General features: G+C 64.9%; 15 protein-coding genes. 7 read left to right on the top strand and 8 right to left on the bottom strand.

Features of this window, described 5'->3' with window-relative positions; genetic code table 11:
• Positions 1-6: 6 nt before the first annotated feature.
• Positions 7-1,152 (top strand): ATP-binding response regulator, encoded by a 1,146-nt coding sequence (locus tag KP001_RS22240; protein WP_275423319.1) that lies wholly within the window; start codon positions 7-9, stop codon positions 1,150-1,152.
• A gap of 253 nt (positions 1,153-1,405) precedes the next feature.
• Entirely contained in the window at positions 1,406-3,133 is a 1,728-nt protein-coding gene (locus KP001_RS15535; protein ID WP_217286496.1) for a response regulator, read from the top strand.
• A gap of 77 nt (positions 3,134-3,210) precedes the next feature.
• On the opposite strand, the gene dcd is transcribed toward KP001_RS15535, so the two are convergent.
• From dcd to glmU, 3 genes are all read right to left on the bottom strand, one after another.
• On the bottom strand, positions 3,211-3,729 hold the full coding sequence (dcd, locus tag KP001_RS15540; protein ID WP_217286497.1) for a dCTP deaminase: 519 nt from the start codon (positions 3,727-3,729) through the stop codon (positions 3,211-3,213).
• A gap of 218 nt (positions 3,730-3,947) precedes the next feature.
• Positions 3,948-5,777, bottom strand: a complete 1,830-nt coding sequence (gene glmS, locus KP001_RS15545; protein WP_217286498.1) for a glutamine--fructose-6-phosphate transaminase (isomerizing) — start codon at positions 5,775-5,777, stop codon at positions 3,948-3,950.
• Positions 5,778-5,865: 88 nt separating this feature from the next.
• The gene (glmU, locus tag KP001_RS15550) at positions 5,866-7,239 is read right to left on the bottom strand and encodes a bifunctional UDP-N-acetylglucosamine diphosphorylase/glucosamine-1-phosphate N-acetyltransferase GlmU (protein WP_217286499.1); all 1,374 of its coding nucleotides are present in this window, start codon (positions 7,237-7,239) and stop codon (positions 5,866-5,868) included.
• Positions 7,240-7,392: 153 nt separating this feature from the next.
• Here glmU and KP001_RS15555 point away from each other — a divergent pair, with 153 nt between their 5' ends.
• The 3 genes from KP001_RS15555 to KP001_RS15565 all read left to right on the top strand — a co-directional run bounded on the left by KP001_RS15555 (position 7,393) and on the right by KP001_RS15565 (position 12,048).
• Positions 7,393-7,950 carry an MXAN_5187 C-terminal domain-containing protein gene (locus KP001_RS15555; RefSeq protein ID WP_217286500.1) on the top strand — a complete coding sequence of 186 codons (558 nt, stop codon included), beginning with the start codon at positions 7,393-7,395 and terminating at the stop codon, positions 7,948-7,950.
• Complete coding sequence (locus KP001_RS15560; RefSeq protein WP_217286501.1) at positions 7,947-9,806, top strand: B12-binding domain-containing radical SAM protein; 1,860 nt, start codon at positions 7,947-7,949, stop codon at positions 9,804-9,806. The genes KP001_RS15555 and KP001_RS15560 overlap by 4 nt, the downstream gene beginning before the upstream one ends.
• A 391-nt stretch (positions 9,807-10,197) precedes the next feature.
• Positions 10,198-12,048: a cytochrome c3 family protein gene (locus KP001_RS15565; RefSeq protein ID WP_217286502.1), complete on the top strand. Its 1,851-nt coding sequence runs from the start codon at positions 10,198-10,200 to the stop codon at positions 12,046-12,048.
• Positions 12,049-12,448: 400 nt separating this feature from the next.
• Here the strand turns inward: KP001_RS15565 and priA are convergent, their stop codons facing one another.
• The 5 genes from priA to KP001_RS15590 all read right to left on the bottom strand — a co-directional run bounded on the left by priA (position 12,449) and on the right by KP001_RS15590 (position 20,991).
• Positions 12,449-14,707: a replication restart helicase PriA gene (gene priA / locus KP001_RS15570; RefSeq protein ID WP_217286503.1), complete on the bottom strand. Its 2,259-nt coding sequence runs from the start codon at positions 14,705-14,707 to the stop codon at positions 12,449-12,451.
• Positions 14,708-14,867: 160 nt separating this feature from the next.
• Complete coding sequence (locus tag KP001_RS15575) at positions 14,868-16,055, bottom strand: FprA family A-type flavoprotein (protein WP_217286504.1); 1,188 nt, start codon at positions 16,053-16,055, stop codon at positions 14,868-14,870.
• A gap of 142 nt (positions 16,056-16,197) precedes the next feature.
• On the bottom strand, positions 16,198-17,544 hold the full coding sequence (locus KP001_RS15580; RefSeq protein ID WP_217286505.1) for a DEAD/DEAH box helicase: 1,347 nt from the start codon (positions 17,542-17,544) through the stop codon (positions 16,198-16,200).
• 454 nt (positions 17,545-17,998) lie between these two features.
• Positions 17,999-18,283, bottom strand: coding sequence for an HU family DNA-binding protein (locus KP001_RS15585; RefSeq protein ID WP_217286506.1), 285 nt, complete (start codon positions 18,281-18,283; stop codon positions 17,999-18,001).
• Between the two features lie 218 nt (positions 18,284-18,501).
• Positions 18,502-20,991 (bottom strand): penicillin-binding protein 1A, encoded by a 2,490-nt coding sequence (locus tag KP001_RS15590; protein ID WP_217286507.1) that lies wholly within the window; start codon positions 20,989-20,991, stop codon positions 18,502-18,504.
• 409 nt (positions 20,992-21,400) lie between these two features.
• Here KP001_RS15590 and KP001_RS15595 point away from each other — a divergent pair, with 409 nt between their 5' ends.
• Both KP001_RS15595 and KP001_RS15600 read left to right on the top strand, forming a co-directional pair.
• Positions 21,401-22,207, top strand: coding sequence for a triphosphoribosyl-dephospho-CoA synthase (locus KP001_RS15595; RefSeq protein WP_217286508.1), 807 nt, complete (start codon positions 21,401-21,403; stop codon positions 22,205-22,207).
• Between the two features lie 131 nt (positions 22,208-22,338).
• Positions 22,339-24,057 carry a response regulator gene (locus KP001_RS15600; RefSeq protein ID WP_217286509.1) on the top strand — a complete coding sequence of 573 codons (1,719 nt, stop codon included), beginning with the start codon at positions 22,339-22,341 and terminating at the stop codon, positions 24,055-24,057.
• Positions 24,058-24,062: the final 5 nt, after the last annotated feature.

Here is a 24,062-nt window from a genome sequence, read left to right on the forward strand (position 1 = left end):
GGGCAGATGAACGGCAACAAGAAACGCGCGACGGTGCTGGTCGTGGATGACACCCCCGACAACCTGGTCTGCATCGGCGATCTGCTGAAGGACGAGTACCACGTGCGCGTCGCCAACAACGGCGCCAAGGCGCTGCAGATCGCGCAGCAGGCGCCCCCTCCCGACGTGATCCTCCTCGACGTGATGATGCCGGGGATGGACGGCTACGAGGTCTGTCACAGGCTGAAGTCCGCCCCCGCCACCCGCGACATCCCCGTCATTTTCCTCACCGCCAAATCCGACCTGGAAAGCGAGCGCCACGGTCTTGAACTGGGCGCCGTCGATTACATAACGAAGCCGCTCAGCCCTCCCATCGTACTGGCCAGGGTAAAAACGCACCTGAACCTGAAGCTGGCCGCCAATATCATACGCGACCGCAACGAGGCGCTGGAGCAGGAGGTGGCCGAGCGGACCCGTGACCTGCAGGACACCAACACGCAGTTGCGCCGGCTCGCCGCCCGCCTGGAGACGGCGGTGGAAACCGAGCGCACCGGCATCGCCCGGGAACTGCACGACGAACTGGGGCAGCTGCTCACGGCACTCAAGATCGACTTGGCCTGGCTGGAAAAGCGCTGTCCGCAGGAGGACGAGAAGGTTATCGCCAAGGTGGAGTCAATGGATGCCGTGCTCGATCTCACCATCGGCACGGTGAAGCGCCTGGTAAGGGGGCTGCGCCCGAGGATGCTGGACGAGTTCGGCCTGGTCGCCGCCATCGAGGCCCAGCTGGCGGACTGCCGCGACAGGCACATCCAGTGCCGTCTGGAGGCGCCGCGCCGGGACGTCGAGATCGACAAGGAGCGCCAGATCTCCCTCTTCAGGATCTTCCAGGAAAGCATGACCAACGTGATGCGCCACGCAGAGGCGACCCAGGTGGACGTCCTCCTCGACCTGAACGAAGAACGCGCCCTGCTGCAGGTTCAGGACAACGGGCGGGGGATCGCACCCGGGGCCGCGACCGGCCAATCGCTGGGGCTGGTGGGAATGGAGGAGCGTGCCCGCCGCTGGGGCGGGAGCTTCGAAGTCACCGGCACCCCCGGAGCCGGTACCACCATCCGGGCTACCATCCCGCTGCGGGATAAAACGGCTCCCCCCGTCCCGCCGGAACCGGCATAACCCGCTGCGGGGCTCCTCTACACCCGCGGATTCCCCCACCCCAAGGGTCTGCCACCCCCACCGGCACGCGCAGATTACCTCTTTCATGGCCCCGCCCCCCTTCTCACGGTGACGACGGTGTTCATCGTCTCGTGAAAGTCAGATGGACCATAGCCATTTTTGCCGTAGCGGTGCGGCGTCAGGTCGATCCGGGTTGCCCCCTTCACCTTTCTTGTTAATATTCTCCAATGTGTTTTCCGCGCGGGGGCGATTCATGGGAACCGGACGAGACATACTGATCGTCGATGACAACGAGGTGGTCACCGGGGTGCTGGTCGAGCTGTTCCGCAAGGAAGGCTACGACAGTGCGGGGGTCGCCACCGGTGAGGCATGCCTGTCAGAACTGCGGCAGGTGGGATACAAACTGGTCATGCTTGACGTGCGCCTCCCCGGCATCAGCGGCATCGAGGTGCTGCGCGCCCTCGGGGACGACTATCCCGACACCGACGTGATCATCATGACCAGCCACGTGTCGCTGGAGACTGCCGTCCAGGCGCTGCGGCTGGGCGCACAGGACTACCTGTTCAAGCCCTTCGACGACCTCGAAATGGTGGTCGCCACCGTGAACAGGGCACTGGAGCGCCGCCGCCTGATCGAGCAGCACGAACACCTCGTGCGCACCCTGGCGGATCTCGCCGTTGAAAACACGCGGATTCTCTCCGAACTCCGCATAGCGAACAGCGACCTGGAGGAAAAGGTCGCGCAGCGGACCGCGGAAATCACCAAGGCCAACCTGCAGCAAAAGGCGACCATCGCCGAGCTCAAGCAGGCAAAGGAGGCCGCCGAGGCGGCCAACCGCGCCAAATCACAGTTTCTCGCCAACATGAGTCACGAAATCCGCACGCCGATGAACGGCGTCCTCGGGATGACGGAACTGCTGCTGCACACCGAACTGAACCAGAAACAGCGGGGCTACGTCGAGATGCTGCACCAGTCCGGCGAGTCGCTGTTGGGGATCATCAACGACATCCTCAACATCTCCAAGATCGAGGCGGGAAAGCTGGAGATAGAGAAGATCCCGCTGGACGTGCACGAGACGGTGCGGGGGGCCGTGGAGCTCTACCGCGAGGTGGGGCGCCGCAAGGGGGTGACGGTGGACCTGCAGATCGCCCCGGACGTTCCCCGCCGCGCCCTGGGCGACCCCAACCGCCTGCGCCAGGTACTCATCAACATCGTCAACAACGGCCTCAAGTTCACGGAAAAGGGATCGGTCCAGGTCCGGGTTTCCCTGGTTGAGCAAAGCGGCAACGGCCACTACGTCGGCTTCGAGATCAGGGACACCGGCATCGGGATCGCCGCCGAGGCGCTGCCGGCCATCTTCGAGCTGTTCACCCAGGTGGACGGATCGACGACCCGCAGGTACGGCGGTACCGGTCTCGGGCTGGCCATAGCCAAGCAACTGGTGGAGCTGATGGGGGGGGAAATAGGCGTGGAGAGCGAGCCTGGATGCGGCTCCACCTTCACCTTCATCGTGTACCTGGAGCACGCCCCTGACGCCGGAACCGATGACGAGGAACTCCCGATTGAACTGGAGAACGCGCTGGAGGATTCCTTCCGGCAGGCCCCGTGCCACGCGCGCGTACTGCTGGCGGAGGACAACCCGGTGAACTGCGAGGTGGCTCACGCCATGATGACCGCCCTGGGGTGCCAGGTGGATGTGGCCCAGAACGGAAACCAGGCGGTTTCGGCCCTGGCGCGGAAGTCCTACGACCTGGTCTTCATGGACTGCCAGATGCCGGAACTGGACGGTTACGAGGCGACCCGAGCCATCAGGGAGCAGGAGCGGGACTCCGGCAGGCACACCCCCATCATCGCGCTCACCGCCCACGCCATGGCGGGTTCGCGTGACTACTGCCTGAGCGCCGGCATGGACGATTTCCTCAGCAAGCCCTTCAACCTCGGACAACTGCAGGAGCTGATAGACAGGTGGACCTCATCCTGAGAGTCCCGCAGCTGTTCCCCCGCACCCTCCCACCCACGTTCCAGTTGCCATCGTTGCCACTGTCCGAGGGCCCTCCATCAGGGGGTGACCTGGTCGACGAACCTCCCTCTGTATTTAGCCGCGCCCAGGCAGCGCTCGAACACGAACTGGCAGATCCTGGTCCCGGGATACAGCGCCAGGGTCTTGTGTCCCAGGTTCACGATTTCCAGCACCTGCTGGTTGGAGATGCCCGGCTGCATGAATCCCGCCGTAACGTGGACCGCAAGCCCGAAGCGGGCGAAGCGGCTGCGCCCTTCCAGCCACCCCGCCATCGTGTCGGCGAGGGTGATGCGTTCCCTGGTGATGCCGAGAATCATCTCGCAGGGGGCTATGGTTATGAATTCTCCGTCCGCCACCGACACGGCTTCCGTGACGTCGGCGAAATCTGAGTCGTTGTGTACGTGGCAGACCCCGGTCTCTTTCTTGAAGATCCTGAATTCGTTGCCCAAGGTCAGATCGACCGATCCGGGGCCGATCTGAGATTGCTCCAGCGGATCTATGCCTATTTCACCGCGAGCGATGGCATCCTTTATTTCCTTTCCCACCAGAATGGACATGTCTCCACCTCGCTGTGCCTTGAGATTTCGGGCGCTGCTTCACCGCCCGCCCGTATAGTGTACTAGGTTAGTTGATTGGCGTGCGTTTATTTGTTATGGCTTGGCCCGGTTGACCCAGTGGGGGGGCAAAATGTGAAGACCCCGGTGGCCTTTCGGCTGCCGGGGTCTTCTCTTCTGAGCGATATGATTTCTAAGGTTGGACTGGATGCGACTCCGGTCTACTCGACGGTGACGCTCTTGGCCAGGTTGCGGGGCTGGTCGACGTCGGTCCCTTTCAGCACGGCAACGTGATAGGCCAGTAGCTGCATCGGGATGGAGATGATGATCGGCATGACTTCCTCGCCGTCCTCCGGGATCTCCAGCGCGACCTCCACCTTGTCGGCGACCTCGGCGTCACCCTTGGAGCAGACCGCGATGACGCGGCCACCGCGGGCGATGACTTCTTCCATGTTGGAGAAGACCTTCTCGTAGTTCGCCCCCTTGGGCACCAGCACCACGACCGGCATGTGCTCGTCGATCAGCGCGATGGGGCCGTGCTTCATCTCCCCTGCGGCGTACCCTTCGGCGTGAATGTAGGAGATCTCCTTCAGCTTCAGCGCGCCTTCCAGGGCGATGGGGTAGTTCATGCCACGGCCGAGGTAGAGGAAGTCGCGGGCGGTCAGGTAGTTCCTCGCCACCTTCTCCACCTGCTCGTTCAGTTTCAAGGCCTCTTCCATCAGGGCCGGAACGCGGACGATGGCGGAGATCAGCTTCCTCCCCTGCTCCTGGTCCATCTTCCCGCGGGAGCGCCCCAGGCGGATGGTGAACAGGTAGAGTGCGATCAGCTGCGTCACGAAGGCCTTGGTGGAGGCGACGCCGATCTCGGGGCCGGCGTGGGTGTAGATGACGCCGTCGGCCTCACGGGCGATGGAGGAGTCGACGACGTTGCAGATGGCGACGCACTTGCCGCCGCGGCGCCTGGACTCGCGCATGGCGGCGAGGGTGTCCGCGGTCTCGCCGGACTGCGAGATGAGCATCACCAGGGTGTTCGCGTCGATGACCGGGTTGCGGTAGCGGAACTCCGAGGCGATATCGACCTCCACCGGGACGCGGCAGTGCTCCTCGATCAGGAACTTGCCCACCAGCGCCGCGTGCCACGAGGTGCCGCAGGCGATGATGCAGATCCGGTTGATCCCCTGCAGGTCTGCGTCGCTGAGCGCCAGGTCTTCGAGGTAGACGTCCCCCTGCTCCTCGCGCAGCCGGCCGGCGATGGTGTCGCGGACGGCGCGGGGCTGCTCGAAGATTTCCTTGAGCATGAAGTGCTTGTAGCCACCCTTCTCGGCCATGTGGGCGGACCAGTCGATGTGGCGCGGGATCTTCTCGAGCGGGGTGCCGTCCACCGTGCTGAAGCTGGCCGCGCCCCCCTTGAAGACCACCATCTCGCCATCCTCCATGAAGATCATGGAGCGGGTATGGGACAGGATGGCCGGGATGTCGGAGGCGACGTAGAATTCACCCTCGCCAAGGCCCACCACCATCGGGGAGCCGAGTTTCGCGGCGATCATCAGGTCGGGATCGTCCTCGCTCACGATGCAGACGGCGTAGGCCCCCTTGAGCAGCGCCAGGGCCTCGCGCACGGCCTGCTCGAAGCAGCCGCAGCCCTTCAGGCGCTGGTCGATCAGGTGCGAGATGACCTCCGTGTCGGTCTCGCTCTTGAAGACGTGCCCCTGCGCCTTCAACTCCTCGCGCAGCTGCAGGTAGTTCTCGATGATGCCGTTGTGCACCACGACGATGGGGCCCGCCTGGTGCGGGTGCGCGTTGATCTCGGAGGGGCGGCCGTGGGTGGCCCAGCGGGTGTGACCGATGCCGACCGTCCCCTTCACCGGACTCACCGCCAGAAGCTTCTCCAGGTTGGAAAGCTTCCCTTCGCTGCGCCTGATGCTCGCCTTGCCATCGCTGATGGTGCAGATGCCGGCCGAATCGTAACCCCGGTATTCGAGCCTTCTCAGCCCTTCAATGATGATGGAGGTGGCTTCCTGCCGCCCGGTGAATCCAACGATACCGCACATGTATGACTCCGTTTCGTCTATCTGTTAATTAATAATTTGGGCAGGCCCAAGACGTTACAGGATAGCATCTTGGCCGGATCCGCAACAGTTATTTTTTCCTGAGGGTCCACCCTTCCTTGTTCACCTGCGGCGAGCGGGCGATGGCCAGGGAGTCGGCGGGGACGTCCTTGGTGACCGTGGTGCCCGCCGCGATCAGGGAGTTCTTCCCGACCGTGACCGGGGCCACCAGCTGCACGTCGCTCCCCACGAAGACCCCGTCCTCGATGACGGTCTTGTGCTTGTTGACGCCGTCGTAGTTGCAGGTGATGGTGCCGCAGCCGATGTTGACGTCGCGCCCTATGGTCGCGTCGCCGAGATAGGTGAGATGCGAGGCCTTGGACCCCTCCCCCATGAACGCCTTCTTGGTCTCGACGAAGTTGCCGATCTTCACCTGCGCCGAGAGCTCGGTGCCGGGGCGCAGGTGCGCCATCGGGCCGATGGCGGCCTCCGGGCCGACCTTGGAATCCTCCAGCACGCTCCCCGCCTTGACCACGACGTCATCGGCAATCCGGCACCCCTCGATCAGGGTGTTCTGGCCGATCTTGCAGCGTTCGCCGATGACGGTGTTCCCCTTGATGACGGCGCCCGGGTAGACCACGCTGTCGCGCCCGATCTTCACCCCATGGTCGATGTAGACCGCGCCGGGGTCGATGATGGTGACGCCGGAGAGCATCAGCTCCCGGTTAATGCGCCGCCTGAGCACCGCCGCCGCCTCTGCCATCTGGACGCGGTCGTTGACGCCGGAGATCTCGAGAGGATCGCTCACCTGGAAGCTGCGGCAGGCGAGCCCACGGGCGTTGGCCTGGCGCACCACGTCGGTCAGGTAGTATTCCTTCTGGGCGTTGTCGTTGTCGAGCTTGTCCACCGCCTCGGCGAGGAAGGCGCGGTCGACGCAGTACACGCCGGCGTTCACCTCGCGGATCAGGCGCTCGGCCTCGCTCGCGTCCTTCTGCTCGGTGATGGCGACCACCTTTCCGTCCGCGTCCTTGACGATCCGGCCGTAGCCGAAGGGGTTGTCCAGGGTCGCGGTCATGACGGTGACGCAGGCACCGCTTTGCCCGTGGGCGGCGAGCATGTCGCGCAGGCTGTCAGCGGTGAGCAGCGGCGTGTCGCCGCAGAGGATCAGCACGGTTTCGGCATCGCTGTCGATCCCGGGCATGGCGCAGCGGACCGCGTGCCCGGTGCCGAGCTGCTCGGCCTGCAGCGCGAACCCCACCTCGGGGCGGCCGCCGAAGAAGTCACGTACCTTCTCCTGCTGGTGCCCCACCACCAGGACGCAACGCTCGACTCCCGCGGCGAAGGCTGCGGCAACGGACCAATCTATCATGGGGGAGCCGGCCACCGGGTGCATCACCTTGACCAAGCCGGATTTCATCCTGGTTCCCATGCCGGCTGCTAGCACTATTGCGGATATCTTCTTCATCGTAGTCTCCCTCGCCTCTTAGCAAATTGTTCTTTTTTAACAATAATGCCTGATGAGGTCAAGCTGTTTCACTCCCGGTTTCCGCGCGCCCCGGGTGCTTTTTATCGTTTACTAAACCGAGACTTATCGCTATAGTCCTGCGGTGGAGGTTTCATGGGTGTCGCCGAGGACATAGCCAAGCTGGAGCTTGACCTGCGTGAGCTTGTCATCAAGTACGAGCAGTACTTCTTCGGAATCGAGAAGAGGGAACCGCTGCGCCTGCTCGACAGCGTGGAGCGCGCGGTGCGACGCTACCAGAACGTCAGCATCCCGAACACCAGCCAGAGGTTCAAGTATGACTCCCTGGTAGCCACCCTGAGCGTGCACAAGCAGAAGTGGACCCGTACCAACCGCCTGATCGAGGAGGGGAAGTTTCAACGGGACCGCTTCCGCATGTCTTTGCACCAGGCGGAATCGGCCGCCAAAGGGGACAAAACCAAAGCCCCGCCCCCTCCCCATGACAACCAGATAGACACGGTCTTCCAGCAGTACCTCAACGCGCGCCTGGCCTGCAATCTCCCGGTGGACAACATCAGCAGGGAGAAGGTGGCCGAGGCGATCAACCGGCAAAAACCGGTCCTGATGCAGAAATACGGTTGCCGCGACGTCGACTTCGTCGTGGTGATCGAGAGTGGCAAGCCCACCCTGAAGGCCCGCCCCAAGAATTCATGAAAATAACCCTGGTCGCCATTCACCCCCACCCTTCCCCGCAAGCGGTGCCGCTGGCCTGCGCGTTCCTGCAGGAGGCACTCCTGTCGGACCATGCCCTGCACGGGAAGGTCCACACCGGGATAGCCGAGTTCTTCCTCCACGACGACGCCGCGCGCTGCGCACGGGATATCGCCGCACGCGCCCCCGACCTGGTCGCCTTCTCGGTCTACGTCTGGAGCCGCGACCACGCCGTGGCCGTGGCGAGGGAACTCCGCTCCCTGCTCCCCGGCCTCATTCTGTGCGCCGGCGGCGCCGAACCGACCGCCAACCCGGCGGGGCTTCTGGACGAGGGGGTCTTCGATTTCCTGGTGCGGGGCGAGGGGGAAGCCCCGTTGGTGCAGGCGGTGCGGCTGCTTCGCGCCGGCGGGAACCCGGCTGGCGTGCCGGGGATCGTCGTCCCGGGCGGCGCCGCTGCGGCGATGCCTCCCCCGCTGGAGCTCGACACGGTCCCCTCCCCCTACCTGTCCGGCCGGCTCGACCCGGCCATCCCCGGAGGGGCCCTGTGGCAGCTCTCGCGCGGCTGCGACTTCGCCTGCTCCTTCTGCTTCGACCACAAGGGGAGCGGAGGGGTGCGCCGCTTCTCCATGGACCGGATCGAGGCGGAACTGCGCCTCTTCGCGCGGCTCAAGGTCCCCCAGGTCTTCGTGCTCGACTCGACCTTCAACAAGGACGTCAAGAGGGCCAAGGCGATCCTGCGCCTGATCGGCAAGGTGGCCCCGCACGTCCACTTTCACTTCGAGGTGCGCAGCGAGTTCATCGATCCGGAGATGGCGGATCTCTTCGCCTCGATCACCTGCTCGCTGCAGATCGGCCTGCAAAGCTCCGACGCCGCCGTGCTGCGGGGTGTGGGGCGCGGCTTCGACCGCGACGACTTCGAGCACCGCGCGTTCCTTTTGAATCAAAGCGGCGCCATCTTCGGCTTCGACCTGATCTTCGGGCTCCCGGGGGACACCCCGGAGCTGTTCCGGTCGTCGCTCGATTTCGCCCTCTCGCTCTACCCGAACCACCTGGACATCTTCCCGCTGGCGGTGCTCCCCGGAACGCGGCTCTACGGCAAGGCGCAGGCGCTCGGACTCGAGCACCTGGACGCCCCCCCCTACACCGTCCTCGCCACCCCCGGCTATACCGCCGGAGAGTTGGCGCAGGCCGGGAGGCTCGCCTCCGCCTGCGACGTCTTTTACAGCCGGGGGAAGGCGGTCGCCTGGTTCAACTCCGTGGTCACCGCCCTCAAACTCACCCCGAGCGCCTTTCTCACCTCCTTCGCCTCCTTTCTGGGCGAGCGGGCGGAGGCCGAGATCCTCGAGGAGGAGATATGGGGACTGCAGAGGGCCTTTCTGGAAAGGATCTTCAAGGAAAGAAAGAAGGGGAAGCTCCTCCCGCTAGCCCTCGACCTCGCGGACTACCATCACCACTACGCCGCTGCACTCATGGCCACCCCGCCGGCGCCCCCCTCGCAGAAGCAGCTGCGTAAGCTCGACCCGCTGCGGCAGCCGCTGGCGCTCTCCGCCAGCACCACCCTGGCGCGTTTCAACTACGAGGTGCTCGAGATCCTGGACGCCGGCGAGCCGGACCTGGCCGAGTTCAGCGCCTGCTTCAACCCGACCGGCTCCTGTGCCGTCATCTACCCCGCGCACGGCGAGGTCTGCACCGAATCGGTCTCCACCCCCTACTTCGAACTGCTGGGCGCGCTGGACGGGAAGGCCGGCGCCTGGGCGCTCTGCCCGGGCATTCCGCTTTCCGAAACGGAGGCCCGCGAGTTCCTGGAATTCGCCCTGGCCGAAGGGATCGTCGTGGTGGCGGGGCCGGCTCAGGTTTAATGGGATCTTTTTACTCTTATTAGGCGTCACCCTCCCGGCACGCCGGCGTCATCCCGTATACGCAATATTTATATTCAATCCAAACTCATTGAAACCGCACTTAGTTGTGAAATCCTCATCAAACATCGCACACCCCTCTATCTAATCTCCAGTTCAGATCATGACGTAACAGGTATTTACAGCTCTATCGTTAGACAAACCACACTCAACCCTCTCCAGTCACTCGCCAGATAGAGAAGCGGGCAAAAGCGTGCCGATAAAGTTGTATCCTGCTTATTAATTGACGCTTTTTCAGTTGATTTATGAAGCCGCGCGTATTAAAGTAGGCGCCGTTGCGAGCGCCCCAATAGATTAAAGCGTTCTAAAACGATCCTAAATACAGGAGATTACAATGGTTCAAGTCTTCACACGCCTCATCCCGCTGCTACTGCTCCTAGCATTAGCCCGGCCCGGTTTCGCCGCACAGGGCCTGGCCATCGACCCGGCAACCTGCCTGGGCTGCCACGGCAACAAGATTTCCGCCGAGCTGATGGCCAACTCCGTGCACGGCAAAAACGGCTGCACCAGCTGCCACATCGAGATCGTCGAACTCTCCAAGCACATGAAGGGTGAGATCAAGGTGGGCAAAGTCCAGTGCGTTCGCTGCCACAAAAAGGAAGCGGCCGAGCACGCCAAGAGTATCCACAGCGAGAAGGGCATCGGGTGCGCACAGTGCCACACCGACATGCACAGCCACACCTACTGGAACAAGGACAAGCGTAGGGTCCTCGTCAAGTGCACCCAGTGCCACAAGGACGAGCGCGGCTTCACCCAGTCGGTACACGGCAAAGGCGTACTCGCCGGGAACCAGGATTCGGCAGCTTGCAACGACTGCCACAACCTGCACGAGATCAAGGCGCTGGGCGATCCGAACTCCCACTCCAACCGCGAGTTCCACACCAAGGTCTGCCTCCGCTGCCACGCCGACCAGAAGCTGGTCGAGCGCAACCACATCTCCGAAGTCGCCGTCAAGAGCTACATGGAGAGCTACCACGGCAAGAACTACCGTCTGGGCTACCCGGAGAAGGTCGCCGGCTGCGCCGACTGCCACACCGCACATGCGATCCTGCCGTCCAAGGATCCCAAGTCCTCCGTCAACCCGGCCAACCTGGTCCAGACCTGCTCCAAGTGCCACAGCAAGGGGAGCATGCTCTTCACCAAGTTCTACGCTCACGGCGAGCACAACGACCGCGAGAAGTATCCCATCCTGTTCTACACCTTCATCGCGATGACCGGCCTGCTGGTCGGCACCTTCACCGTGTTCTGGATTCACACCCTGCTCTGGATGATCCGCGGCTTCGTGGAGAACCGTGAGAAGGCAGCGGCTCTCGAAGAGGGCATCATCCTGCACCACGTACCCGACGGGCACAAGCAGTACCGCCGCTTCAGAAGGGTCCACGTGTTCATGCACCTGCTGGTCATCATCAGCTTCCTCGGCCTCTCCTTGACCGGTCTGCCGCTGAAGTTCAGCGACCAGATCTGGGCCAAGTTCCTCATGGATCTCTACGGCGGGGCGCCGAACGCCGGCCTCTTCCACAGGGTCTGCGCCGGCATCACCTTCGTCTACTTCTCCATGGCCCTGTTCATGAGCGTCCACTTCCTCTTCATCAGGAAGGACATCAAGGGCAACCCGCTGCAGAGACTGTTCGGACCTGACTCCCTCTGCCCGAACCTGCGCGACATCAGCGACGTGATCGGCATGGTCCGCTGGTTCTTCTTCAAAGGGCCGAAGCCGGCCTTCGAGAGATGGACCTACTGGGAGAAATTCGACTTCATCGCGGTCTTCTGGGGTATGTTCGCCATCGGCGGATCGGGCCTGATGCTCTGGTTCCCCGAGTTCTTCGGCATGTTCCTCCCGGGCTGGGCCTTCAACGTGGCCACCATCGTCCATTCGGACGAGGCGCTCCTGGCGACCGGCTTCATCTTCTCGGTTCACTTCTTCAACACCCACGGGCGTCCGGAGAAGTTCCCGATGGACTTCGTCATCTTCAACGGCCAGATGTCCAAGCACGAGTTCGTGGAAGAGCGTGGCGACCAGTGGGCCCGCTACGAGAAGGACGGCATCACCGAGAAGTTCGCAGCCAAGAAGTCTTCCGGCATCTTCTACGACTTCTGCCTGAAGACCTTCGGCTTCACCGCGCTGTTCATCGGCATCACCCTGCTGATGCTGATGATCTACGCCTTCATGCACCCGCACCACTAAGCGGCTGCTGAACCAGCAATGAGAAAAGGGGCCTCCCATCCGGGAGGCCCCTTTTTTTGTTGGCTCTATGAGCGAATCGTTATGCGGACGTCTCCGGAGCGGGAGGGCGTGCGACAGAAGGGACTGGCTCCGTCAGGTGCCAGTCCCTCTAGCGGAACGAACCTTTCAGCTCAGCCACCTTCAGAAACCCTAGGGGTACAGGCACCTGGCGGACAAGCACTAAGGGGACAGGCAAGCACTAAGGGGACAGTCCCCTCCTTCGGCGAAGGCGCTAAGGCGGGAAACTCCCCCTCCCCTTGCGGGAGGGGGTCAGGGGGTGGGGGAAGGTGCGGTCTGCGCCACGGTCACTCCCGGGGGAGCGCCCTCACCCCGGCCCTCTCCCAGGGGGAGAGGGAGCACGTCACAGCATGTCCACCGGGTCCACGTCGATGGTGAGGCGCACCGTGGAGGGGTGGCCGAAGCCGCCACGGAAGTGGAACAGGAGCCGGTGCAGGTCGGCGCGCTCCACCCCCTTCAGGAGGATCTGCCAGCGGAAGCGGCCGCGCACCTTCCCCAGCGGCGCCGTGACCGGCCCGAGCACTTCCACCCTGAGCCGCGCCTCGCGCTTGATCCTGCGCAAAAGCCCGGCAGCCTCCTCCGCCGCACGTTCCCCCTGAGCCGCCGCCACCGCCGAGAAGGTGAGCGCCGCCAGGTGCGCGAAGGGGGGATACCCCACCTCCTCCCGGAAAGCGATCTCCTCGCGGTAGAACCCGAGGTAGTCGTGCGCCACCGCGTGGGTGAGCGCGTAGTGCTCGGGGGCGAGCGTCTGCACCAGCACCCTCCCCGGCTTGTCGCCGCGCCCGGCGCGCCCCATCACCTGGGTCACCAGCTGAAAGGTGCGCTCGGCGCTGCGAAAATCGGGGAGGTTCAACGAGGCGTCCGCGGAGAGTACCCCGACCAGGGTGACCCCCGGGAAGTCGTGCCCCTTGGCGATCATCTGGGTGCCGATCAGGATGTCGACCGTCCCCTCCTCCAGTTCCTTCAGGACCCGGGCGTGCCCCCCCTTTCCCCGGGTGGAGTCCCGGTCCATGCGCGCGACGCGCGCGTCCGGAAAGAGCTTCTGCACCTGGTCCTCGACCCGCTCCGTGCCGCGCCCCAGGAGGGTGATGGCGCCGCTTTGGCAGTCGGGGCAGGTGCTCGGCGGGAGCATGGTGAAGTCGCAGTAGTGGCAGACGTGCTTTCCCTTGATGCGGTGATAGGTGAGGGTGACCGCGCAGTTGGGGCAGCGCAGCACGTGACCGCAGGTCTCGCAGACGAGATAGGTGGCGAAGCCGCGCCGGTTCAAGAAGAGCAGGGTCTGACCGCCGGCGTCCAGGTTCTCCCCCAGCGCCTCGATAAGTTCGGGGAGAAAGATCTCCCCCTTGTGGTTGCGCGCGTCCAGCATCCGCGTTTGCGGCATGGGGAGGTCGCGCACGCGGTCCGGGAGGCTCAGGTAGCCGAGCCGCCCCGTCTGGGCGGCGTGGTAGCTCGTGACCAGCGGCGTGGCGGACCCCAGGAGCACCACGGCCCTGCCCAGCTTGCCGCGCACCAGCGCCAGGTCGCGCGCGTTGTAGCGCACCCCCTCGGACTGCTTGTAGCTCCCCTCGTGCTCCTCGTCGACCACGATCACCCCGATCCCCTCCAACGGCGCGAAGAGGGCCGAGCGGGCCCCGATCACGATGGACGCCTCGCCGCGCCGGATGCGGCGCCATTCGTCGAAGCGCTCGCCGTCGGAAAGGCCGGAGTGCAGCACGGCGATGCCGCAGTCGAAGCGGCGCTTGAAGCGCCCCACCAGCTGCGGGGTGAGGGCGATCTCCGGGACCAGCACCAGCGCACTCCTGCCGGCGCCAAGGGCCACGGCGATGGACTGCAGGTAGACCTCGGTCTTGCCGCTGCCGGTGACGCCGTGCAGCAGAAAGGGGGAGAACTCCCCGGTTTCGAGGGCGGCCGAGACTTTGGCCAGCGCCTCCGCCTGGGCGGGGTTCAGCTGAAGGGGGCCGTCGTGGCCGTACTCCCTGGCCTTGAAGGGATCGCGGTACACCTCGCGCTGGGAGAGGCGCGCGGCGCCCAGTTCCACCAGGCGCCCCAACTGCGCCGTGCAGGGGCCGAAGCGCTCCCTGAGCTGCGGGCCGGAACACTCCCCCACGTCCAGCAGGTATTCGAGGATCTCGAGCCCCTTCCCCCGGGGGCGAACCGTGCAGTCCGGCACCGCCGTGTAGAGCCGCTCGGTGCGCACGCTCTTCCCTCCGGCCAGGTACTCCTTGAGGACCGGGGTGCCGTCCTCCGACTGCTCGCAGCGGTAGCGGCTCACCAGGTTGATCCCGGCGGGGAGCGCCATCTTGATCACCTCGCCCAGCGGGTGCAGGTAATAGCCGGCGATCCAGCGGTAGAACTCCAGCTCGGCCGGCGTGAACAGCGGCTCCTCGTCGAGGATCTCGAGCACTTCCTTGAGGTCCCCGGCGCCGGGCGCGTCGGCGTCCCCCAGCAGGTACCCGGTGACCTTGCGCCGTCCGAACGGGACCAGGACGCGCTTGCCGGGGGCGGCGAGCGGGGACAGGCGCCCGGGCACGAGGTAGTGGAAGCTTCCCTCCAGTGGGAGCGGGATGGCGACCTCTACGATGTGCTGGCTGGTTGTCTGCATGGGATCGGGGTTGGTACTCCTCCCCCCGGAGGGGGGAGGTTGGGAGGGGGGGAAGAAGGGTGGATCAGGACGCTGAGTGCCCCCTCCCTGTCCCTCCCCTTCCGGGGGCGGGAACGCTGCGGGAGAGTTCTGCCTGCTGCCGCGTCCTGAGATGACCCTTCTACTTTTTGAGGACTTCTTCGGCCACGGCGCGCCCCAGCGCCTCGCACTCGGCGAGGATCTCGGGCTTGGGCATGAAGGGAGCGCGGATCAGCGGCGCCGGGAGCTTGAAGTTCATGCTCTTGAGCCTCTCCTCGGCCATGCGGCAGGCCTCGCCGGACCAGCCGTAGCTGCCGAAGACCCCGCCGATGTTCCCCTTGAGGCTCACGGTGGAAAGGTAGGCGAGGACGTCCCACATCGGCTTCGGGATATCGCGGTTGATGGTCGGCGTGCCGAAGATGAGGCCGTCGCACTCCTCCATCAGGTCGCGGATGTCGGCTACGGAGGCGTGGTTTATGTGGCACAGCGTGACGTGGACGCCGGCGTCGCCGGCCCCCTTGGCCACGGCCTCGGCCATCTGCTCGGTGTTGCCGTGCGGGGAGATGTAGAAGATGGCGACGCGGCGGCCGGCGGCCTTGGGCTGGGACCACTTCTGGTACAGCTCCACCGCCTTCCTTGCGTCGCTTCTGTACACGGGTCCGTGGCTCGGGCAGAGCATCTTGAGCTCGATGCCGTCGAGCTTCGCCACCGCCTGCAGGATGCGCTCCTTGAAGGGACGCATGATGCAGTCGAAGTAGAAGCGGGTCTCGCCCGAGAAGTCGGGGCACTCGTCGGCGAAGAGCCCTTCCGGGGAGTAGTGCGAGCCGAAGGCGTCGCAGGAGAAAAGGGCCTGGTCCTCTTCCAGCAGGGTGAACATGGTGTCCGGCCAGTGCAGAAACGGTGCGGCGATGAAGCTCAGGGTGCGCCCGCCGAGGTCGATACGGTCGTTGTCCTTCACGATGCGCGACTCGAAGGGGGCGTGGATCTGGTTTCCGAGGAAGGTGCGTGCGGCCTGGCTTGAGACGACCGTCGCCTTCGGGCAGTGTTTCAGAAGCTGGGAGAGGGACCCGGAGTGGTCCGGCTCGGAGTGGTTCACCACGATGTAGTCGACGTTGGCCGGATCGGTGATGGAGCGGATCTTCTCGAGAAACTCGTCGAAACGCTTGGCCTTGACCGTGTCGATGATGGCGATGTGGGACTCGCCCTGCACCAGGTAGGAGTTGTAGGTAGTACCGTACTGGGTGGGAAAGAGGTCGTCGAAGACGGTGAGGCTGGGATCCTTGACACCGATCCAGTGGAGACCCTTTCCAAGTTCAACTGCTGCGGACATCTGCTACCCCCTTCGTATCTCTCATGTCTGCCGTTAGCCGGCGGCGCTCAGTCGCAAGCGGCCCCCGCGGCGGGACGCCGGGGGGCCGTGTATACACAGGTGCAAACGATACCAAAACCAACGACTTAAAGCAAGGAAAAGGCTAGTTTCCCGCGCCGCCCCTGCCGCGACGGTACTCGACCACCGGCTGCGCGTCGCGCCGGCCGGGGCCGCTTCCCTGGCCCGGACGGGCGCTTTGCCCGGGGCGTCCCCCCTGGGCGGGACGCCCCTTGGGAGCGAAGCCCTTCTTGCGCGGATCGAAGCCGGGGCGCCCCTTGCGGGCGCCGGGGCCGGAGTTGTTCCTTCTCAGGGGACGGGTCGGCTCGAGCCCCTCGATGACGTGCTGGGGGAGCGGTTTCCCGGTCAGGCGCTCGATGCGGTCGAGGTAGGCGACCTCGTTCATGGAGCAGAACGAGATGGCGATGCCGGTGGCGCCGGCGCGGCCGGTGCGGCCGATGCGGTGCACGTAGTCCTCGGCGAACTTGGGCAGGTCGAAGTTGATCACGTGGCTGATGCCGGAGACGTCCAGGCCGCGGGCGGCGACGTCGGTGGCGACCAGAAGGCGCACCTTGCCGCGGCGCATGTTGGTGATGGTCTTGTTGCGCGCCCCCTGCGACATGTCGCCGTGCAGCGCGGCGGCCGCGTGACCCTGCGAGTAGAGTTCGAAGGCGAGCTGGTCGGCGTCCCTCTTGGTCGCCGAGAAGATGATCGCCTTGGTGACGCTCGCGTCGGAGACCAGGTGCTGCAGCAGGCGGTTCTTGTGGCGCATGTCATCTGTGACATGCAGGCGCTGCTCGATCTGGAGGTTGGTGACCTGCGTCACGTCCACCGCGACCCGGACCGGATCCTTCAGGAGGCGCTGGGCGAGTTTCGCCATGGCGTCATCCATGGTGGCGGTGAAGAGCAGGGTCTGGCGCTCGGTCGGCGCCGCGGCCGCGATGCGGTCCACGTCCTCGGAGAAGCCCATGTCGAGCATGCGGTCCGCCTCGTCGAGAACCAGCATCTCCAGGCGGGAGAAGTTGATGGAGCGGCGGTCCAGGTGGTCGATCAGGCGCCCCGGGGTGGCCACGATGATGTCGACCGGGCTGGAGAGGAGCATCATCTGGTCGCGGTAGGGCATCCCCCCAAGGATGGAACCGCAGCGCACCCTCATGAACTTGCCGTAGGTCCGGACCGCGTCGACGACCTGGATCGCCAGTTCGCGGGTCGGCGTCAGCACCAGGATGCGCGGCCCCTTGCCGCGTACCTGCGACGGGACCAGGAGGCGCTCCAGCGCCGGGAGGACGAAGGAGGCGGTCTTGCCGGTGCCGGTCTGGGCGCTGCCGATGAGGTCGCGGCCGGAGAGCGCCAGCGGGATGGACTCGGCCTGGATCGGGGTCGGCTCGGTATAGCCGCAGGCGCTGATTGCTTTGAGGAGAGGGGCGGAGAGATTCAATGATTCAAAAGACATGCGTTTCCTTTACGTACCCTCACGACAAAGCATGACCACGCTGCGATCCCGGGAATCCCCACGGGACGAAGGCGGCTGCTGCGCCGGAAGGCGGTGAAATGTGGGGCGTGCCAAACCCGCCGCGACAACGATTGTCGCAGGCTTAGCTGAATATTTCTCGGCAACACGCCATTATGACCGGCAAACCATACATCGTTGCCAACCAATTAGCTGCTGCCGCATTTCTCGTGGGGATTAACCTGAATGCGAGGGGTTGGATCGATGGGAGGGGTATAACCCCGGTGGAACTGATGTCAGTCAGGCGAACAGCTTTACTACATGCGCCCGACAAAGGCAAGTTTTTCTTTTACCGTATACGTTTACAAGAGAAAACCCCGCTTTGGGGGCGGGGTTCTCATGCGTGCCGGAGACGTAGCAACAGTCGTGGAGGGGCACGTCGCTGGCTGGTCCGGGACTACTTCTTCTTGGCAGCGATGGCGTCCTTCAGGGCCTTGCCCGGGCGGAACTTGGGCACCTTGGCTTCGGCGATCTTGATCTCCTTGCCGGTCTGCGGGTTCCTGCCGGTACGGGCCTGGCGGCTGGAAACCTCGAAGCTGCCGAAACCTACCAGGGTTACCCTGTCGCCCTTCTTCAGCGCACCGCTCACGGTGGAGATGAATGCACCGACGGCCTTCTCGGCTGCGGCCTTGGGGATGTTTGCGGACTTCGCCACTGCTTCGACCAGTTCTGCTTTAGTCATGTGAGACCCTCCTTGGCTGGATTAAATTAACGCCACTATAATCATATATTCGTAACTTGCAAGGGTTTTTTTGATCCGGCTGCCATTTTCCCCGCGTCAGGAGCGGTTCTAGCCCATTTTTAACGCCTCGATCCGCTCCTGGCAAGGGTTTACGCCGGCGGGTTCCGGCGGGCCAAACAACCGTCCCCGCCGCAGAAAAACCTTCTGAAACCGGGCTGTTACGGCGTAGAAGCCGCCTCGGGCGCCGGGTCCGAGCCGTAGCTGGTCGGCTCGGTCCCCGAGACGAAGCATTCCTGCACCGCACCCGGGGTCCCTTCCTTGGCCAGGTGCCCGTTGCGCGGGTCGATGAGGGCGAAGGTGACGTTGCCCGGGGTGGGGAACGATTTCACCGGGACCCCGGCCAGGGCGCGCTGCATGAACTCGGTCCAGATAGGGGCGGCCGCCTGCCCGCCGGAACCGCCGGAACCGAGACTGCGCTCCTGGTCGTACCCGACCCAGACCCCGGCCACCAGTTGCGGCACGTATCCCACGAACCAGGCGTCCTTCATGTCGTTGGTGGTGCCGGTCTTGCCCGCCACCGGACGCCCCAGGGCGCGTGCCCTGCCGCCGGTACCGCTGGAGACGACGCTTTCCATCAGGTTGGTCATGATGAAGGCGGTCTCGGGGGGGATCACCGGGACCACGCCACCGCTCGCCTCGGAGAGCACCGGCTGCCCCGGCTGCGGAACCGCCGGCGGGGCAGCCCCCTCCTCACCGTCCCCTTCCGCAGGCGCATCCGCCGCAGCGCTCGACATCTTGCCGAAGACCGGCACCTTCGGCTCCTGCACCTCTTCCAGCACGTTGCCGTCGCGGTCGAGCACCTTGGTGACGAAGTAGGGGGTGGTGCGGTAGCCGCCCGAGGCGAACACCGCGTAGGCGCTGGTGAGCTCCATGGGGGTGACGCTGGAGGAGCCCAGGGCAAGCGTCAGGTTGCTGGCCAGGGGGGAGGTGATGCCGAGCTTCTTGGCGTAGTCGATGGCGGTACCCACGCCGATCTTTTCCAGGATCTTGACGCTGACCACGTTGATGGAGTTGGTAAGCGCCTCGCGCATGGTGACGGGGCCGCGGTAGACGTTGTCGTAGTTCTTCGGCTTCCAGGCCTTGTCGCCGCCGCTTTCGTACTCCACCTGGGAGTCGTCGATGATGCTCGCCGTGGTCATGCCGTGCTCGAGGGCCGCCGCGTAGATGACCGGCTTGAAGGCGGAGCCCGGATTCCTCTTGGCCTGCATGGCGCGGTTGAACTGGCTCTTCTTGTAGTCGTACCCGCCGACCATGGCCCGCACCCCGCCGGTCATCGGGTCGATGGCGATCAGCGCCGCCTGCGCCTCGGGGACCTGGTCCAGGGCGAAGACCGCACCGGCGCGGTTCTTGTCCGGCTCCTTCACCTGCAGCTCGAGCACCGCGCCCAGGCCTATGGCCCTTTTCGCCTGCGGCTTTCCGTAGCTGTTGACGAGTTCCACCTTGCCGGCCCACTCCATGTTTTTCTTGGGGAGCGTCCCGGTGCGGTCACCAACCCGGACCGTCAGCTCGCGTTTCGCCGGATCTACCCCGGTCACCACGCCCTGGTAGACCGCTCCCTGCTTCAGGGAGAGTTCGTCGATGTCGTCCTCGACCTTCTTGCAGAAGGGCTCCACCTCGGTCTCGGCGAGGTACCTGGCTGCGCCGCGGAACCCCTGGCGCTTGTCCACCGCCTTGAGACCGTTGACCACGGAGTCGTAGGCCCCCCTCTGCATCTCGGCGTTCATGGTGGTGTAGATCTTGAGGCCGTCCTTGTAGAGGCGCTCCTCGCCGTACTTCTCGACCAGCTGCTGCCTCACCTGCTCGAGGAAATACGCCGACTGCTCCGCGTTCACCTTCTTCAGGGGCTGGATCACGATGGGGGTCGCCTTGGCGTACTCCGCCTCGGCCTGCGTGATGTACCCTTCCTTCACCATCCGCTCCAGGACGTACCCCTGGCGCTCCTTGGCCCGCTCCAGGTGCTTGATGGGAGAGTAGCTGTTGGGGGCCTTGGGGAGACCGGCCAGCATCGCCATCTCGGCCAGGTTCAGCTTGTCGACCTCCTTGCCGAAGTAGGTCTCCGCCGCCAGCTGCACGCCGTAGGCACCGGCACCGAGGTAGATCTGGTTCAGGTAGATGTAGAGGATCTCGTCCTTGGTGAGCCGCTCCTCCATCCTCTTGGCCAGGATCGCCTCCTTGAGCTTCCTGGAGAACTTCTTCTCCGGGGTGAGCAGCATGGACTTGGCCACCTGCTGCGTGATGGTGGAAGCCCCCTCCTTCTTGCGCATCGAGATCAGGTTCTTCACCGCGGCGCGGGCGATCCCCAGGTAGTCGATCCCCTTGTGCTGGTAAAAGTTGGAGTCCTCGGCGGACACGAAGGCCTGGATCAGCCGCTTGGGCATCTTGTCCACCGGCACCACGGTGCGCCGCTCGAGGTAGAACTCGCCGACCAGGGTGCCGTCCTGGCCGTAGACCTGCGAGAGGATCGGGGGGCGGTAGTCGGCGAGACGGTCCACCTTGGGGAGCGCGCCCAGGAGGTAGAAGAAATACCCCAGGAAGGCGAACAGCATGACGGTTGCGCCACCGGTGGCGCCCCAGAGCAGGTACTTGAGGGTTGGCGATTTCTTCAACCTGCGCTGCGGCTGTCGCGGCTGCGCCTTGTAAGTTTCCATGTCGAGAGGATCTCCGATCGGGATAGATGCGTGCGCTGGATCAGACCCGGCGTACCCGGAAGGCCGGTGGTCGGGGAGGCGGGAAGCTCCTTTGCCCCCTGCGGCAAGGGTAGAGCTGGACGGGAATCTGCGGTGCACCTCATTGATGCCGCGCCCGGGATCCGGGCGCCAAGACGGAGATTATCCCAGATCGTCCTTGCAATTCAAGGTTATTATGCTCCCCTCGCGCCGCGCCCCCCCTCGCGGGGACCGGCGCCGGCACCTCCTGGCCGCGGGGTCGCCCCCCCTCCACTCCCCTCCCGGAACCCCCTTATCCCTTTATAATGTATACACATTCTCTTATTGGGCCAAAAAATGCTATGATCCTCCCGCTGTACCATCCCCGGACCCGGAGCCCGACCCTAGAGAGATGACCAGCCACCTTCCCAAACTTGCGCAAGACCTGGCGCGCGGAGCCTTCATGGAGCTCTACCTGACCCCGAAACCGGGGCTCGTGGATCTCTGCGACTGCGGCGCCCACCCCGACCTCTCCGTCCCCCGCCTGGAGGCCTCGCTGAAGATCGTCTCCCTGTACCTCATGGACCTCTGCGACGCGGTCCTTTCCGGCGAGGACCTGGCGGCCCGGGTGCGCCTGGGGGTCGCGGCCGAACGCGCGGTGCAGCGTGCCGTCGGCACCAGCTGCCACAAGGGGTACATCTTCCTGGGGGGGCTGGTCCTCTGCGCCAGCGCCTGCGCCCCCGGCCGCAACGAGGCGAGCCTGCGCGCCTCCATCGAGACGCTCGCACGGCTCTTCTTCGAGCACAGCGATCCCGGGGCGGCGCAGCGGGTACGCAACCGCTTCCAGGGGGGTGGTATCCGCGAGGAGGCGTTGGCGGGGCTCCCGAGCCTCTTCGACGAGGCGCTTCCGGTGTACCGGCGCGAGCTGGCCAACGGCGGCAACCGCGGCAGCGCCGTCTTCGCCATGATGGGAAGGCTGATGCAGACCGTCGAGGACAGCACCACCCTGCGCAGCGGCGGCCGCAGCGGACTGAAGACGGTGCGCGAGGACGGCCGGCTGCTGGAGCGCATGGTCGCGCAACGGGACGATTTCGTCGACTTCCTCGTCCGGCGCAACGCCCACTACGTAAGCCGCAGCCTCACCATGGGGGGCGTCGCCGGCCTGCTCGCCCTCGCCCTCGCCTGGCTCAGCCACACCGGGGAACTGGAGGCCGCCTAGCACCCGCCGCCTTTTTGCCAATTCTCCAGCAATTCCGATTTACTTACCCCCAACCGCATGTTAGAATCTCCCCCGCTTGACCCGCTTGACCCGCACCACCTCACCCACCACAGGCAGACAAGGGTACCGGCATGTCCTTTGAAGGCGATTTAGAGCACCTTCCCTTAGTGGATGTCATCCAGCTGCTGCACCAGACCGGCAAGACCGGCACCCTCACGCTCAAAGGCGCCAAGGGGGAGAGCCAGCTCGTTTTCCGGGACGGCTTCATCGTCAGCGCGAACCACGTCAACAACTCCATCCGCATCGGCCAGGTCATGGTGGACATGGGTCTTTTGAGCCGCGAGGCCCTGGAAAGGACCCTGACCGAGCAGCGCAACGCCGGCGACGCCCGCAAACCGATCATCCAGATGCTGATCGAGAACGGCACCGTCGAGACCCAGGTCGCCTACCAGGGGCTCGAGGCGCTGATCGAGATGACCATCGTGGAGGTGCTGACCTGGACCAGGGGCACCTTCTGCCTCGACGTCGACAAGATCGTCGTCTCCGACGAGTACCGCTACTTCCCGGAAAAAAACAACCAGCAGATCAACATGAACACGCAGAGCATCCTCATGGACGCCCTGCGCATCTACGACGAGCGCAAGCGCGACGGCACCCTCACCTCCGAGTCCATCTTCGGCAACATGCCCCTCCCCGAGGCGCAGCGCGGCTCCGGCTCCGCCGAGATCTCCGCCGCCGACCTGGGGCTCGAGGAACTGGAGGAACTGGAGAGCCGCATCCCCACCTACTTCTCCGCGATCCAGGAGGAGGTCGTCGAGACCGCCGCCAGCCGGTTGCGGGGTGAACTGGCGGGAATCCCGTCCCACGAGCAGCAGGAACTCTTCAGCTACCTGGAACAGCTTGCCGGGCGCGCCCCGGCACCCGGCGGCGACCTCGGCGTGGTCCTTTTGACCTCCGGGAGACTGATGCGCGAGTGCTGCGCGTCGGTCTGCGGCCCGCGTTTCATCTGCGCGACCGACGATCCCGACCAGCTCGAACCGGTCCTCGACCAGGCGCTTTCGCGGGAGAAATCCCCGCTGCTGCTTCTGGACGCCGGCGAACCTTCCGGGAGAAACGGGCGCGACCTCGCCGCGTTGCTGAAACAAAAACGGGAGCGCTTTCCCGATCTCCCCATCGCCCTCCTGGTGACCCCGGCGGATTACGCGCTCTGCGCCGCGGCGCAGGAAAACGGCGTGTCCGCGCTGCTGCCGCGCCCAAGCCGCGAGCTGCGCCCCGACACCTTCATCGCCGATACCATCAACAGCTGCCGCGCGCTCGCCGCCTACCTGGACCGCGACCACGGCAAGCCGGCACAGGATCACTCCGACAAGTTCCGCAACCAGTTCCTCACGCTGGCCGAGCGGCGCGACCCCCCCGAGGTGACCTTCGCTCTGCTGCAGGCCGCCTGCGGCGTCTTCCGCCGCGGCGTCACCATGGTGGTGGTGCGCTCGGAGCTGATCGCGGAGCGGGCCATCGGCGTCGACGCGGCTGGCGCCGTCACCTCGGTGAAGCTGCGCCTGAGCCCCCCCCCCGAGTCGCTGTACCAGCGGGCGCTCGACGGCGAGATCTGCTACTGCGACGCGGACCAGCCCCTGCGCGACACCATGTACGGCGCCATCGGAGCGCCGCTTACCGCCAAGGCGCTGCTGCTCCCGGTGAAAAGTTTCGGACGCGTCATCGCCGTGATCTACGCCGACTTCGGCCCGGGTACCGGGACGGACCCGCAACTGCCGCTGCTGGAGATCCTGTCCCAGCACGCCGGCCTCGTTATCGACAACATCCTGTACCGCAAGCGCTGCGCCCAGAAGTAGGGCGC

The sequence above is a fragment of the Geomonas subterranea genome (assembly GCF_019063845.1).
GTDB classification, from domain to species: Bacteria; Desulfobacterota; Desulfuromonadia; order Geobacterales; family Geobacteraceae; genus Geomonas; species Geomonas subterranea.

What these genes read in the sequence shown, in the direction of transcription:
- KP001_RS15580 (WP_217286505.1), bottom strand. Translation starts at nt 17,544, where the DNA reads ATGTCTTTTGAATCATTGAATCTCTCCGCCCCTCTCCTCAAAGCAATC.
- KP001_RS15560 (WP_217286501.1), top strand. Translation starts at nt 7,947, where the DNA reads ATGAAAATAACCCTGGTCGCCATTCACCCCCACCCTTCCCCGCAAGCG.
- KP001_RS15575 (WP_217286504.1), bottom strand. Translation starts at nt 16,055, where the DNA reads ATGTCCGCAGCAGTTGAACTTGGAAAGGGTCTCCACTGGATCGGTGTC.
- glmS (WP_217286498.1), bottom strand. Translation starts at nt 5,777, where the DNA reads ATGTGCGGTATCGTTGGATTCACCGGGCGGCAGGAAGCCACCTCCATC.
- KP001_RS15555 (WP_217286500.1), top strand. Translation starts at nt 7,393, where the DNA reads ATGGGTGTCGCCGAGGACATAGCCAAGCTGGAGCTTGACCTGCGTGAG.
- priA (WP_217286503.1), bottom strand. Translation starts at nt 14,707, where the DNA reads ATGCAGACAACCAGCCAGCACATCGTAGAGGTCGCCATCCCGCTCCCA.
- KP001_RS15565 (WP_217286502.1), top strand. Translation starts at nt 10,198, where the DNA reads ATGGTTCAAGTCTTCACACGCCTCATCCCGCTGCTACTGCTCCTAGCA.
- KP001_RS15590 (WP_217286507.1), bottom strand. Translation starts at nt 20,991, where the DNA reads ATGGAAACTTACAAGGCGCAGCCGCGACAGCCGCAGCGCAGGTTGAAG.
- glmU (WP_217286499.1), bottom strand. Translation starts at nt 7,239, where the DNA reads ATGAAGAAGATATCCGCAATAGTGCTAGCAGCCGGCATGGGAACCAGG.
- dcd (WP_217286497.1), bottom strand. Translation starts at nt 3,729, where the DNA reads ATGTCCATTCTGGTGGGAAAGGAAATAAAGGATGCCATCGCTCGCGGT.
- KP001_RS22240 (WP_275423319.1), top strand. Translation starts at nt 7, where the DNA reads ATGAACGGCAACAAGAAACGCGCGACGGTGCTGGTCGTGGATGACACC.
- KP001_RS15600 (WP_217286509.1), top strand. Translation starts at nt 22,339, where the DNA reads ATGTCCTTTGAAGGCGATTTAGAGCACCTTCCCTTAGTGGATGTCATC.
- KP001_RS15595 (WP_217286508.1), top strand. Translation starts at nt 21,401, where the DNA reads ATGACCAGCCACCTTCCCAAACTTGCGCAAGACCTGGCGCGCGGAGCC.
- KP001_RS15535 (WP_217286496.1), top strand. Translation starts at nt 1,406, where the DNA reads ATGGGAACCGGACGAGACATACTGATCGTCGATGACAACGAGGTGGTC.
- KP001_RS15585 (WP_217286506.1), bottom strand. Translation starts at nt 18,283, where the DNA reads ATGACTAAAGCAGAACTGGTCGAAGCAGTGGCGAAGTCCGCAAACATC.